The organism is Nitrospira sp., assembly GCA_024760525.1.
GTDB lineage: Bacteria > Nitrospirota > Nitrospiria > Nitrospirales > Nitrospiraceae > Nitrospira_D.
Window position 1 is genome coordinate 1,516,443 of record CP060499.1, and the last position, 13,923, is coordinate 1,530,365.

At 53.9% G+C, this 13,923-nt stretch carries 12 protein-coding genes and 1 tRNA gene; 6 read left to right on the top strand and 7 right to left on the bottom strand.

Annotated features, from left to right (window positions below; all coding sequences use genetic code 11):
- The first annotated feature begins 79 nt into the window (after positions 1–79).
- The gene (locus tag H8K04_07120) at positions 80–289 is read left to right on the top strand and encodes a hypothetical protein (protein ID UVT17305.1); all 210 of its coding nucleotides are present in this window, start codon (positions 80–82) and stop codon (positions 287–289) included.
- A 357-nt stretch (positions 290–646) separates the two neighbouring features.
- Here H8K04_07120 and H8K04_07125 read toward each other — a convergent pair whose 3' ends face one another.
- The gene (locus H8K04_07125; protein ID UVT17306.1) at positions 647–1,291 is read right to left on the bottom strand and encodes a hypothetical protein; all 645 of its coding nucleotides are present in this window, start codon (positions 1,289–1,291) and stop codon (positions 647–649) included.
- A gap of 568 nt (positions 1,292–1,859) precedes the next feature.
- Between H8K04_07125 and H8K04_07130 the strand changes: the two genes are divergently transcribed.
- Positions 1,860–2,006, top strand: a complete 147-nt coding sequence (locus H8K04_07130; GenBank protein UVT17307.1) for a hypothetical protein — start codon at positions 1,860–1,862, stop codon at positions 2,004–2,006.
- A gap of 383 nt (positions 2,007–2,389) precedes the next feature.
- On the opposite strand, the gene H8K04_07135 is transcribed toward H8K04_07130, so the two are convergent.
- Positions 2,390–2,956 (bottom strand): MEDS domain-containing protein, encoded by a 567-nt coding sequence (locus H8K04_07135; protein ID UVT17308.1) that lies wholly within the window; start codon positions 2,954–2,956, stop codon positions 2,390–2,392.
- Between the two features lie 810 nt (positions 2,957–3,766).
- The gene (locus H8K04_07140) at positions 3,767–4,339 is read right to left on the bottom strand and encodes a Slp family lipoprotein (protein UVT17309.1); all 573 of its coding nucleotides are present in this window, start codon (positions 4,337–4,339) and stop codon (positions 3,767–3,769) included.
- Between the two features lie 832 nt (positions 4,340–5,171).
- On the opposite strand from H8K04_07140, the gene H8K04_07145 reads away from it, so the two are divergent.
- Positions 5,172–5,444, top strand: a complete 273-nt coding sequence (locus H8K04_07145; GenBank protein UVT17310.1) for a hypothetical protein — start codon at positions 5,172–5,174, stop codon at positions 5,442–5,444.
- A 157-nt stretch (positions 5,445–5,601) separates the two neighbouring features.
- On the opposite strand, the gene H8K04_07150 is transcribed toward H8K04_07145, so the two are convergent.
- Positions 5,602–5,916, bottom strand: coding sequence for a hypothetical protein (locus tag H8K04_07150; GenBank protein ID UVT17311.1), 315 nt, complete (start codon positions 5,914–5,916; stop codon positions 5,602–5,604).
- A 165-nt stretch (positions 5,917–6,081) separates the two neighbouring features.
- Here H8K04_07150 and H8K04_07155 point away from each other — a divergent pair, with 165 nt between their 5' ends.
- Positions 6,082–6,309, top strand: a complete 228-nt coding sequence (locus tag H8K04_07155; protein ID UVT17312.1) for a hypothetical protein — start codon at positions 6,082–6,084, stop codon at positions 6,307–6,309.
- A 448-nt stretch (positions 6,310–6,757) separates the two neighbouring features.
- Complete coding sequence (locus tag H8K04_07160) at positions 6,758–7,249, top strand: universal stress protein (GenBank protein UVT17313.1); 492 nt, start codon at positions 6,758–6,760, stop codon at positions 7,247–7,249.
- A gap of 461 nt (positions 7,250–7,710) precedes the next feature.
- Here the strand turns inward: H8K04_07160 and H8K04_07165 are convergent.
- The 3 genes from H8K04_07165 to serS form a co-directional block, all read right to left on the bottom strand.
- A tRNA-Ser gene (locus tag H8K04_07165) sits at positions 7,711–7,800 on the bottom strand.
- 513 nt (positions 7,801–8,313) lie between these two features.
- Positions 8,314–10,497, bottom strand: coding sequence for a hypothetical protein (locus H8K04_07170; protein ID UVT17314.1), 2,184 nt, complete (start codon positions 10,495–10,497; stop codon positions 8,314–8,316).
- A 979-nt stretch (positions 10,498–11,476) separates the two neighbouring features.
- Positions 11,477–12,769: a serine--tRNA ligase gene (gene serS, locus H8K04_07175; GenBank protein ID UVT17315.1), complete on the bottom strand. Its 1,293-nt coding sequence runs from the start codon at positions 12,767–12,769 to the stop codon at positions 11,477–11,479.
- Positions 12,770–12,843: 74 nt separating this feature from the next.
- On the opposite strand from serS, the gene H8K04_07180 reads away from it, so the two are divergent.
- A complete protein-coding gene (locus H8K04_07180; protein ID UVT17896.1) occupies positions 12,844–13,923 on the top strand; it encodes a PA0069 family radical SAM protein in 1,080 nt (359 codons plus the stop codon).

Consider the following 13,923-nt stretch of genomic DNA (forward strand, 5'->3'; position numbering starts at 1 on the left):
ACGGTCCTGAAATGCACAAACGCTGTAGTGAGGGATTTTTTGTGTTGCAATGAAGAGAATTTGAGACTACCGTAAAAGTATGAGCGAGAAGAACGGGTTGGTCCGTCATTTGGAAACGCGAGCAGCCGATCTGGAGGAGTGGATGGCTGAACATGGCTCCGCTGTCATGCGAGACCAACGGCATCTTGATGCAGACTCAACGGAGCGTAAGTATTGGACCTATGGCTATCTGATCGCCCTGCAAGACGTATTGGATCTAATTGCAGAAATGGACATTCTGATATTGTAACCTCGTCCTACGCAGGTAAGCCTGCATTGTACAGCGACCACCTCAAAGTTTGTCCGAGTGAGTCGATCTTCCAGAACCAGAACCAGATCCAGTAGCGATCAACCTGCTATAGAGTAGCTTAGCCCCACCCATTCTCACGTACCCCGGACTTTCATTTAAGGTGGCTTTGGTGGGCTTTCCCGCCACCAATGATCGTTTGAACCGGCGCACCCAGCCTCCGTCATGGGATAGGTGCCATATTCCATTTGCAGCACCAGGACAAAGGGAGGAGGCTTGCTTTCGCAGGGTGGCGGAAAATTAGAAAGGCACTTGACACGCAAGAGACCCGCCCCGGGGATGGGTACAGGCTGGAAATGCTTACTCGCTTCCCGCGAAGGGTGGCGCCGTCACATCGGTGCGGTGCCAGGTCGCAAGAATCAGCAACGTGTACTGGTTGTAAAATGCTCGTCCAATCAGTTTGGGAGTGGACCCGAGAAACTCACCGGTTCGGTGATCGAAAACATCTACATGGAGCCGGACGTACCCGCTTTGGCTCTGATTCTTGTAGAGTGTGAGTTCGGGGAGCGAGAAGGGAATCAATACGCTCTGAACGGGCGGCATACCCACGAATGTCATTCCCTGCATGGTCCCGAACGATTCGGCCATCACACGCACCGAATATGGCGCAATGTCTCGGGCGGAGACACGATAGCCTTGGCGGCCCAACTCCGCGGCCACGGCATCCCTGATGTATAGAATGTCGCGCGATGGACGATCAATCACGCCTGCCTCCCCATTCGTCATGCGAGGCCTGGACTGAGCGCTGTCGAGCCCAGTTGCATCCACGTCTACATTGACGCCCTCGGGCAGGCGAATCGATAGATTCTTCAGGGCCTGCTCGACTGCCTGAGTCAACAGGACCTGCTCAACCGCCGTTCGAGGAGTGCGTGACACTTCTTGTTCAAGGGCGCACCCCGTCACCATGCCCGTGAGCGCACAGAGGAGAAAAGGAGTAACCTTCATACGGAGCTTCCTTCGGGAAAATAATTCGAGCTGGGTATTGCCAATCTCCAGATGAGTGTTCAGTTCATGCTGGAACCAGTCAGCTCTTATGCGCATGCCAAATGGTATCCACTGGAGAAACCATTCCATCGTCCGGTTCGAAACGCACTAAAGTCGTATAAATTGTCGTCGGGGAGGAAATCACTCCCGCACCACTATCGACACACTCGCAATCATTCTTAGACCTGAATCATGATAACCTGACCATTCCCTTGATTTAGGCTAGGAATAGCCCTCAGGGCCGCCAAAGGGATCAAAGCAGGGCGGTTTCCAACCCGCACGGGAGATGCGGAGGCCCCTCGCTAAATGCTGGTATTACAGAGTGAGCAAGTCGCCCGTGGCTCATCCATGGTTATGTAAGCAATACCTGGAGGTTCCGGTTCAAGCGACGCACGGCTCACGCAACCGACTCATCCCACATACTCCTCCGTCATGGTCAGGGTCTCGGTTAAGGAATGGGCAGCTAGGATAAAAAGCGTAGTTTCCCTACTGCTCCCCAGCCGATGATCCAGGAGAAATCTGCCGTATTATGATAATGTGTGGCGGCCTGCTTGCGCTGAGTGTGTGGAATCGTATTGTTGAGGCCGTAGCTGCGACCTATGCGATGACTGGTGGGGACAGTCCGTATCGTGCATCGATGCAAGCCATCGTGGCGACAGGACGAGCGGCCGGCTGAACTAGCCGTGTCTCATCTTAGGGCCATCCGACACGGCACCGTCGGTATGACTATCAGGAAGGGATAGCACCGCAATCGATTCAATTACCCCGGACCCTTGTACCCTGTATTCATCATCGCCCAGACGATGATAGCCAATGCAAACGCTCCAAGGATAACGTACGTGATGATGTCGGCTTTACCAGGCATTGGCATGACCTCCTTGATAAATGGAAGGAATCGCCTAGAGCTTGAGCTGAGAACACGCCACTGGGAGTAGAACAGTCGCGGAAATCTTATTCCCTCGTTCGGACGCAATCAATGCCATGTCCGTATCGTCGGTAGCGGAGCACCTACGCTCTAGGCAGGCGATCACGGATACAGTTGACGTTCACCCTTAGAGTTCAGATGCCAGCCCATCCCAAGTGCGTGCGAATTAAAGCCTGAGGATGGGCACGGATGATGTCGAACATATCCGTTGCTATGCCTTGGATTGAGGCATAACAGCACAACGCGATTAATGGATATGTGGCAATGAGTGCGGTCGCATGGCGTTCGTAGAGCATAAAGGCCTGACGAGTCTCTTGAGACGTAAATGGCCCCGGCCCACCTACGGCACGAACAGTCGTATAGCCGAGCTGACGAGCCATGTTCGGTAAGGTGGCCAGCCGATCCAGAGAATCCTCCAGATTGAAGCCGCCGTCACAGTACCAGTCTTCCGCAGACGAGATGTGAAGCTGCTTCGTGGCTTGCAGCGCCGGACCGTTGAGGCCGTGATAGGACAATTCACCGAGGGCTACCGGGATGGTCAAGGGTGGCGGAACAATCCAGACACAGAACTCGTGGCCGGCCAGGCCGGCTTTGAGAAAAGAGGCGGTCACCTGAATAAACTCCGTGGGCCGTCGATAAAACAAACAGAGGTGGGAGCCCAACGGGATGTCGTGAGTGCCGCGAATCCCACTAGCAGGCATGAGAATACCCTCCTTCCTCACGTGGAGGCTCTGACTTCTGCGCGTGATTGCAGGAAAGGCTCCGAAGGTACCCCAGGGGGCAGAGTCGCTTGGCCATCGAGTGGCTCCACGGCGCAACTTACTGTGCCGGACCGTCTCGGCAGAGAATATGGAGTTGGTCGCACGCTCGTTGTTCGGTGAGTTCTTTCAGTGCGATGAGAACCGCTGGGGAGCGCATGAGCAACCCCTGACGGGGACCAAAGCTATGTATAAATACACCAGGATGGGAGGGAAATGATACCCTAGTAATTTAACGTACGTTAAGTACGGTAGTTGATCCGCCACTCGTGAGGAGGGGCGAGTTATTCGAGGGGAACATCCCATGACGTGACCTGTGAACTCCCATCGAGGGGGTGAAGGAGGGCATGCAAGCGGGTTGGAGAACAGGGCAGGACGTTCACGATCTTCGGCGCACCGAAATGAGGAAGTGACGAGGAGCAGGAGTGTCTGAGAATGTCGCTATGAGATCAGCGGTCACAAAATACGGTCAGTGTTGATCGTCATGGCGTCACGAGTGGAGATGATCTCCGGGAGGCAGCGAAGCGGCTTGATCGGCACATCCAGGAGAAAAAGGTGACACGTCCAGTGACACGGTAGGTCGTTTCGGTGGGAGGTTTCGAGACTTGGGCTATACAGGGATGGCTATGGCGAGGTTGCAGAACGGCAATTGTCGTTGATGGCCTGCGTTCTCAGAGAGCCACTGAGACCCCTTCACCAGGTTCTCGTCCGATTGTGGTGTCGGGTACATGCGGGAAATTCTTCGAGGCGCGGTTACTTGAATGGGTCCGATTCGCGGATGAGTTCCGGCGGCGGCGTTGGGCCGTAGTTCTCATCCACCGCGTGCTCCCACACGCCATCATGTGCCGGAGTCATTCCCCATCCGCGTGCATATATCAAGTTCACGAGCGGTTGGGCTTCAGGGCCAACGCCGATGACACGACCGACAATGGTCATATCGGCCCAACTGCGGTAGGAACTGGGTAACGTGTGATGTTTCCTCACGACAATCCAATACTTCCCTGCGTCGTGATCGCTTGGGCCGGGAGGAAGTTGTGGACGGTAATTCTCATCGAGTGGCCGATTCTTAACGTGCAACCAGAGGTGTCCATTGCGCATTTCCTCCTTCACAATGACGGCCCCTAGTATGACAAGCCGATCTTGATACAGTTCGGGCGTGGCAGCCAGCCAAGAAAACTTGAGCGTCGGATCAGCCTCTTCCAGATATTTGCGCGGCACGGCGGTGCACCCGACGGTCATGCAGAGGACCGTCATGAAGAGAATCTGAGTCAATCTGCTCGCGCTGATCCGCATACTGTGCTTGAGTTTGACGTTCTGACCGGTCACAGCTTTCGTACTCGTGCTCGAGCCATACCGCATGGACCTGAGGTCTCGGTAGACGATGATCGCTTATATCTATCAAACATTGTCGGCTCTTGGCTTCTAACTTTTGTCGAAAGAGGACGGGCCATGAGTGGGCGAGTTGTAGCAGAGGACTTCCGGGCTATCAACTGGTGGTGGATGACACTGTCTTGATAAATGGAGGAGGGGCAAGATTCGAACACGCGGATGAGTTCTCCCATCTCCGGTTTTCAAGACCAACTAGAACCATGTGCGCTTGATTGTTTCAAAAATACAGAATGATGTGGAAACACGCAACAGGAGCGAGCCGTAAGGTTCTTGGAAGGTTTGGATGCAGTTGCGTCCTCTAGCCCATAGCTATTTACATCCAGCGCACCAAGCATGAGGATAGGGAGGTTCTTGGAATTCATGAATGTTACGAAGGACGTGGATTTTATGAGCGTGATGTCGTCGGATAGAGGACTGGCCGGGAATGATGAAAACAGAGCTGTTCCCACGTTCCACATTTCTGGCAGTTTCCAAACCACTCAGTGATGAGGAGTGTCATGGTTGGTTCCGACGTCACACAGCACGTTCGGCAGAGAAACCTGGTATGAGGTGTGTTCATGATCAACCTCTCTCCAAAGGATCAAGTATAGCTGACAGTGGAGAAATCACATGGCGAGAGGAAGTGCCGCAATTCCGGACATATAGGGGCTGTTCGTGGCCTGGTTCAAACGAGGGGGCAGCGGCGAGGGGACACGTAAGAAGAGGTGTGACGAGCTTGCCCTCGATCAAACACGCCAGTATTCTACGACCTCGTCCAAGGGGGTGAGACATGGGGACCAACGAGTCTGACTCCAAGTTACGTGTGGAGTGGCAAGTGGTGAAGCACGCGCCAGCGTCGTTTGGCATAACTTTATTGACGGTCTGTTCTCTGATCGGAGGAGGGCTTTATTGGCACTTTCACGCAAAGCTGGTACTCCAGACAGACAAGATCGCATTTCTCAGAGAAGAAAATGACCGGTTAAGGAACGAAATCGAAAGGCTGGTGAAGATCAATACTCTTCAAGGCGCAGCATTGAAGGAGATCCCAGATACGAAAAAATAGTTGAAACACGACGGAGCTTTCTTTTTTGGCGTGACCGTCAACAATCGGCCAGAGGGAAGTGCGCCGTTGACGATCCAAGCTTTAGTGCGTAGGCTACAGGTCGAAAAATCCTGACACTCGTCGGTCTTAGGCGTGGTTCTGTTCCACTGCGGGAACGCTACGAAAGATTTTTCTCTTCGACGGTGATGTCCTTATACTTTGAAATCTGAATTCGTTTGCCGGGATTCTGCTGGACCTTCTTGATGACCTTGTCGATTACGAATTGTCGCAACTCCTGGATGGACATGGGGTCAGCTAAAAACTCCTCGTTGATCACGAGGTGCCAGGACTGCTTGCCGACGCCGTTGGTAAAGCTAAATGTCGGTCTTATATCCTGACGGAACTTTACGTCTACGAATTGCTTTTCGAGACATTCCCGGATGGACTGAAGTTTTGTCGGAACCATTCCACCTTTTCCACTCTCAGTGTCCACGGAATCCTCCATAACGTATAGATTGAAGTCTGGTCTGCCTAAAGAGCACGGAATGGATGGCCTGGTAGAAGTCCTCCGGCGAAGCTTCCTTCGTCAGGTAGGCCGACGCGCCCGCAACCTTCATGTCCCGAGCGACTCCGCCACTTGGGTTGACTGAGCCCGATAATGATGATGTGGGGACCCGTCGTCGTAATCCGTCGCGTCGCTTCGATTTCATTCGTTCTGGTCATGTCCCGATCCATGGGGATGACCATCTGGATGTTCCTGCTAGGTAACCTCACAGGCCTGCTTGCCATTTTCGGCTTCGCCGATGACCTCGAAGCCGTCGTAGGAACAGATCAGGCTCCTCGACTCTTGGCGGAGCAAAGATGGTCATCGACCACCGGTACGTGAACGGGATCTGAGGGTGCCATCCTACCATTGTCGAAAGCTGAGGTTCATTCCTTCATGACGCTGAAGTGCTAGGCGGAGCGATCGGCTTAGTCACATATATACTCTGGTGATGGGGGAGTCGGCAGGGCCGCTTCTCTCTCATGGTCAGGAGAAAAGTGGCCCTAGATGAGTTAGGCCTTGGTTAAGGGCTGCTTGCCCCTAGTATACTTGGTCACCACGGTGTCCTTAGCTTCATTAAGGGAGTCTCCCAGTACCGACCGAGACAAGGAGACGATAGCATGACACTAGAACAGAGCAGTGGAAACATGACGAACCGGTAACGGAAACGCTATCGAGGGCTTTATGGAAATATTGCGCTGTTCGTGGGGCTCCGTTCTTGAAAAGGACGGAGCTTTCTTTTTGCCGCCAACGATTGGGGGCCTCACGTCGGTTTAACACGGAGTCCTAAATGCGGATCCTTGTGGCAGTGGACGAATCCGAAAACGCTTTGCATGCCGTGCGATATGTGGGGTCGCTTCTCCAGCAGACACCAAGTGTCATCGTTACGCTCTTTCATGTACTTAAACCCATACCACGTGGCTTATTGGAGCATGGCGGATCTGAAAATCCCCACATGGAAGAGGTGCTGAGCGATCGTTTGAGGGAAGAACGGGAGGCGTGGGTGAGGAAGGAAAAAGAGGCAGAATGCCCAATTCTCGAGCGAGCCTGCGAAACATTGATCCGTGCCGGCTTTGACAAAAGCAGAGTCGCCCTGAAGTTTGGACATGAGGACAACATCGCGAATACCATTCTCGAAGAGGCGAAAAAGGGAGATCACGACACCATTGTCGTGGGACGCACGGGCACGACTGGAATCACGCGGATCTTCGGCGGCGGTATCACTGACCATCTACTGCGTGATGCGCAAGACGTGGCGATCTGGATCATCACAAAGCCTTGAGCATTCATAGAACACCTCGTCGGTAATCCGAGCAGCTACTCTGATATGATCATGGCGTCCGCTGTCGATCCTCTTCCGCCACAACCCATTCCGCCCTCGCCGGTCCCGCCACCAAAGCCTGAACCCATTCCTCCCGGGAATCCGCAGTCACCCCCAAGCTCGCCGTAAGGCTCATCGTCTTGATGAATAGGTGATGTCACTTCCCCTCCGGTAGGTGGTCCTGTGCGATAACCGGCGGGAACTTTACCCATTGAGTTGATGATAGTGAATCTCTGCTTGTAGCAGATTCTTACAACCAGGACATAGAAGAGTGATCCCGGAGTATTTGTTGCCCACCCCTTCGTAGTTGCCAATTGGTTCGATCTTGAGATTGGCGATCCTCTTTCCACAGTAGGGGCACGTTCCGGTGTCCGGCATAGTCCGGGCTATCCATTGGCGGTGGATGACACTGCATTGATAGATGGCGGAGGGGGCGAGATTTGAACTCGCGGATGGGTTACCCCATCTCCGGTTTTCAAGACCGGCACGTTCGGCCGCTCCGTCACCCCTCCAACCCTGCTTGACCCGACCGGGAGCCCTTAAGATGGTTCTTGGCGACCGAAAATGGTTCCCCGAGTGGCTTCTGTCTGGATTCTTTCCAATCCCCCCATACGGCCGTAACACGACGGGAATTTCAACTGAACTGTCCGGCCGCTGGATTTTCCAGGATGGCACGGTCTTCGGCGCGCGCAGCCATTCTTCGCATAACAGACGTGGGCGGTCAAGAGATCGTGACACAATTCAAGCAATGAAGCAGAACACAAAGTGTCTCAAGTCGGTGTCTTGCGGTATTTCAATTTCGTCGGTGGAAGGCATTTCTTAACTGCGTTGCGCTCGCAACTTTCGCCTGGTGCTGTCGACGTACTCACGGCGAGGTCCATCAATCGCCGTCGGACTAAGCCTCACCAAACGGCCATATCCCGAGTCTGGGCCAATGTACAGACATCCAAGCAGCGGTGTTCGGAGAAAAATGAAGTTGGCAACCTCCAATTCGAAATGCTTCGTGAGTAACAGCATCATGAAGCTTACTGTTGCAGCCGAACAAGATCCAGCAACTCTTCCCGCGTGAGTTCTTTCCGTAAATATTGATCGGGTCTAATCGTCAAGTCAAAAAGGTCCTTCTGCTTGAGAAGCTTGGCCTCGATCTTGTCTTCCAATGTTCCACGGGCAAGAATGTGGAACGCAACGACGGTCCGCCTCTGGCCAATCCGATGGACTCGATGAACAGCTTGAGAACGAACTGCTGGGTTCCACCAGTGATCGTATACCGCGACGTAGTTGGCGCTTTGTAAGTCCAAGCCCACTTCGCCTGAGAAAAGGGTGGACACAACTCCGAACTGGGACGGCTGAGAATTGAACCACCTGCAGACGGCAGGCCTTTCCCCGGGATGAACAGTGTCATCAATTCTTTCACAGGAACGACCCTTGGACAGAATAAATTTCTGGAGGAACGTCGTCATTGGGACAAATTGACTGAAGATAACCAACTTATTCGGCTCCAGCTCAGTCGCTCGACTGTCCAAGATCTCCTCGAGTATTTCCATGAAGGCATCGAACTTTCCTGATACCCCTGGCTTGAATTCCTCGAAGTCTCCCGTCACTAAGCCTGGATGGCAGCAAATCTGCTTGAGTTTCAACACCACGCTGAAGATATGGGGGTTGCCAAGGGTCAATTGCTCACGGCCCGTGGCTGTGATCGCCTCCTCGAGATCCCTTGTGACAACAGCCTCGTACAGTGCGCGCTGTTTCGTCGTGAGATCACACCGTACAGTCTTCTCGATCTTATCCGGCAGTTCCTTTGCCACATCTTTTTTCAGCCGCCGTAGGATAAATGGTCGAGTTTTCTTTCGAAGAAGATCCCGTCCATTCTTATCACCACGATGCTCAATGGGATCCGAGACCCATTTTTCATCCTCACCCTTAGAGAACAGGAATCCTGGTGCAAGACAGTCGAAGACTGACCATAAATCTTGTAATTTGTTCTCAATCGATAGGCCGGTAATCGCGAAGCGTGCCTCTGCCGGAATTGTGCGAACCGCTTTGGCTCGTGGTGTGTCAGGATTTGTAATCCTTTGTGCCTCATCGAGAATAAGGAATCGCCATGGGATGCGTCGGAGATCTTCCACGTCGCGGACCATGGTTTCATAGGAGGTCACCACGAGATCCACATGCGGCCCTTGAACCCTGAGTGCTTCATTGCGATTGTCCCCGGAGTGGGTGAGCACCACAAACTCCGAGAGAGCTTTATCGGCCTCGTCGGCCCACTTCTCTACGAGACCTGCCGGGCACACGACCAGGGAGGGGCAGCGGCCATGCTCCTGGCGAACATGTGCAATTGTCAGGAGAGCTTGCAGTGTTCTCCCAAGACCCATTTCATCCGCCAAAATTCCGGGGAGTCCATATCGTTTGAGAAATGCCAACCACTCATATCCATGATGCTGATAATCCCGCACAGATATGCCTGGTCGGAGATCTTCTGGAAGTGCTAAGGAGTCAATCGTCGAAAAATCGAACAGCCGCTGCTTAAATCTTGCGAAGGCCGCGCTTTCGGAAAGTATGCCAAACTTCGAAAAGATCTCGATGATTTCATCGTAGCTATAGCTTGGCCCACGGTATGAACCGTCCGGTTGCTCCTCAAATCTGCTGTCCTTGAGCGCGGTCTTCACCCGATGGACCTGGGTCCAATCAACTCTGTAGTAGGTCTTCTGTTTTTTATAATACTTTCTGGACTCATCGGCCCCTTGTAGTTCGGCATGATCAAGGGATTCATTCCCGTATTTGTACTGAGGCCGTGCGACAACTTTCGATGCGCCTTCGTCAAAATCGATTAACGTGTGTGTTTTTGGAGTGGTCGCAACGACTCGAAGCTCGCCGGCTTCTTTATTGATGAGGACTCGGCTGGACTTCTTGAGCGTAGGCAGTTCCTTTTCAAGGAACTCAGGAACCTCATCCATCACAAGCCGGCGTGTACCCGGTGCCACTTCAGTTCCCTGGGTCGGCAATTGCGCCAATTCCTTCGGCAACTTGAAAAATTGATCGGAGACCCGCACCCAGCACGGATGCTCCTCACGAGCAGGGGCGGGAAGCGGGATAAGCGACTCGTCGGCAGTCGTAAGTGTTTGCCTGACAATTAAGGTTTCGGGGTCGTCCAGGTCGAGGTAGGTACGATGTTCGAGCGGTGCCGTGTGAATCGTGACAGCCCTGGCCACGGGTGTTTGTTCAACTCTGAACCATGTTCGCAATGAGTCCAAGCAGCCGGGGACATTGTCTCCCCTGCAGCACAGCGTCACATCATCTGTCCATTCACAGGAGGCTCCTATGTTCTGGATAACGTCAAGGCCATAAGTATTGACGATGAAACTCCGTCCTCTGAATGTACCACCCCCTTGCGCTAGAGACCGCCGGCTCAGGTAAATGGGTTTTCCATTGAGGTCACTATGGAGGGCGATTCTTAAATTGCCCGATCGAGGATCAAAATCTATGAATGGTTGGAGTACGACCTGGTCCGGCCTGAGAAGCGTTTCGATTCTGTCCCAGATGAACCGCAGCATACCACCCTCGAGTGAATGGCGTCGGCTTGGTTCGCTATACGGGGGGTATTGTAGGCCAGTTGTGTGAGGAAATTCGAGGGACTCTCTGACTTTTTCTCCTCATGTGGTAAATCGAATGTGGGCCTCAAGCATAGGCGGGTGGGGGTCTGCCGGATAGGGGAAGAGGCGGAAGTTCACTGTCTTTTCAGAGCAGTCCGAGTATCCAGCGGTATCCACACATCACGTTCTGGGTGTACTGCCGGGCCCGCTGTTCCTCTCAGATCTCCCCAATCGGTCCCGTTATGCTCCGAACAGCTCGGTCATTTGACGACTTGTCCTGGGATTCCTTCGCAAAGACCACGAGAGAACAAGGCGAGCCCCTCTTCACAATCACAAGAATTAAACCCTACAATATTTCGCGTACCGGGAGACTTCACGCCGTCAACGCATGGTCACCGTAGGATTAAATCGTGACCACATCGCCTACGCGCAAAAACCTCCGCTTAAAGCGACACAACAGCGGGGGGAAATTCAGGGGGCAAACGAGGAAAACGACGCCAGATCACATAAAAATGTTGAGAGAGGACAGTAGGTACTGCTCACGCCCTCTTGCCAGTACTCATACTGGGTTTCAAGGCTTGGTGAAACGAATCTTCAGCTACAGCGTTTCTTTCGTGATCTTCTCCAGTCCACCCATATAGGACCGCAACACGGCGGGAATCTCAACCGAACCGTCCGGCTGCTGGAAGTTCTCCAAGATGGCGACTAATGTCCGTCCTACAGCCAATCCGGAGCCATTCAGCGTGTGGACAAAGTCGCTCTTGGCGTCTTTCTTTCCTCCGGTCGGCCGATACTTGATGTTCGCTCGCCTGGCCTGAAACGCTTCGAAGTTGCTGCAGGACGAGATCTCCCGATACTGTTGCTGAGACGGCAGCCATACCTCGATGTCATAGGTTTTGGCGGCGGAAAATCCCATATCGCCCGTGCACAATGTGATGACACGGTACGGGAGCTTCAGCCCCTGTAAGATCGACTCCGCGTGACCCGTCAACCGCTCAAGTTCCTCATACGAGTGATCGGGTGTCGTCAATGAGACCAACTCCACTTTGTTGAATTGGTGAAGCCGAATCAGGCCTCTCGTATCTTTTCCATACGATCCCGCCTCTCGCCGAAAGCATGGGGTATAGGCGGTATAGCGGACAGGCAAGCTGTCGCCGCTCAGGATTTCTTCTCGATGCAGGTTGGTCACCGGCACTTCCGCGGTCGGTATCAGGAAATAGTCTTCGTCCCGCAGGCGGAAGAGATCCTCTTCAAACTTAGGAAGCTGGCCGGTCCCGGTCATGGCGAGACGATTCACCATGAGCGGCGGCAACACTTCTCGATATCCATGCTGCGTGGTATGCAGATCAAGCATATAGTTGATCAGAGCTCGTTCGAGCCTGGCGCCGGTGCCGGTCACGACAGAAAACCTGGCTCCCGCGATCTTCGCGGCTCGATCGAAATCCAAGATGCCGAGGTTCTCTCCGATTTCCCAATGGGGCTTGGGGGGACTTGTAAAAGACGGGATGGTGCCCCATCGACGAACCTCGACATTCTCTGAGGCGTCGGACCCCACGGGGACCGAGGCGTGTGGAAGGTTGGGGATTCGAAGCGCCACATCGGTCAGCGCCTCCTCGACCTTTCGTTGATTTCCCTCGAGGTCCTTAATGCGGCCCCCTAACTGTTTCATGGCCGCCATCGCTGCTTCAGCCGGTTCTTTGGCGCGACGAAGACGAGCGACCTCTTCGGAGCCTTTGTTGAGTTCGTACCGGAGCTGCTCGACCTGCGTCGTCACGGCGCGGCGCTCTTCGCTCAACTGTTCGAGATCATCCCACGGAACGTCGTTCCCGCGTCGCCCGAGAGAGGTACGGATGTGGTCGAGGTTTTCGCGGAGTTGCTTCAGATCGTACACAGGTCGCTCTTCAAAAAAAAGCGGTTGGAATCTAGCATCTGAGTTCAGGAGAGTCAATGAAACGACGGGCCTGCATGCTATGGGCGGCCGACTTGGGAAGGGAATTGACATCGATTGGGTATAAGAGACAGGATGGGCGCATGCGCTCAATCTCCAATCCCCCGAACCCGTTTGAATCGCAGCATCGGGAACTCCTCGAACCGGCTGGTGCGGCGACACTGACAGTGTATTCAGACGACAGTCGGGAGATTTTGAGCCGCAACGACAGCCCGGACTTGCCGTTTCGATGGAGTGTCAATCCCTATCGAGGGTGCTTTCATGCCTGTGCCTACTGCTACGCTCGTCCGTCCCATGAGTATTGGGGATTCGGGGCAGGAACCGACTTCGAAAGCAAAATCATCGTGAAAGAGGAGGCGCCGCAATTGCTCCGGCGCGCCTTGGACAAACCCTCCTGGCGCGGAGAGCTGATCGTCTTTTCCGGCAACACGGATTGTTATCAGCCGCTCGAGGCTGAGTACGGATTGACTCGCGCCTGCTTGGAGGTCTGCGCGGAGTACCGGAATCCCGTGGGGATCATTACAAAAGGATCGTTGATTCTCCGTGATCTCGACGTGCTGACCAGACTGAGCCGGGAAGCTTGGGTCTGTGTGTATTTCAGCATCCCGTTTTCCTCAGACGAGACAGGCCGGAAAGTGGAGCCCCATGCGCCGTCGATCACCAAGCGTTTCTCCGCCATGAAGACACTCTCCGAGGCCGGTATTCCAACGGGCGTCTCCGTTGCGCCTGTCATCCCTGGTTTGAACGAAGATGATATCCCTGAATTGCTGGAGCGGGCGCGTCAGGCCGGCGCGCATACCGCTACCCACAGCTTGTTGAGATTGTCCGGAAGTTTGGAGGCGGTGTTCCTGGAACGGATGCGGGAGTCATTTCCTGAACGGATCGGAAAGATTACAAATCGAATACGCGAGGTGCGCGGCGGGGCACTCACAGAAAGCCGATTCTTCAGGCGTCAAGCCGGGCAGGGGACTTATTGGGAGTTGATCGAGCAGTTGTTCGCCATGGCCAAGCGCCGGGCGGGATTTGAAGAGGACCATATCGGCAGTATTCCTGAGACGTTTCGTCGGCCAGGCGTCGAACAGCCGTCATTATTCTAA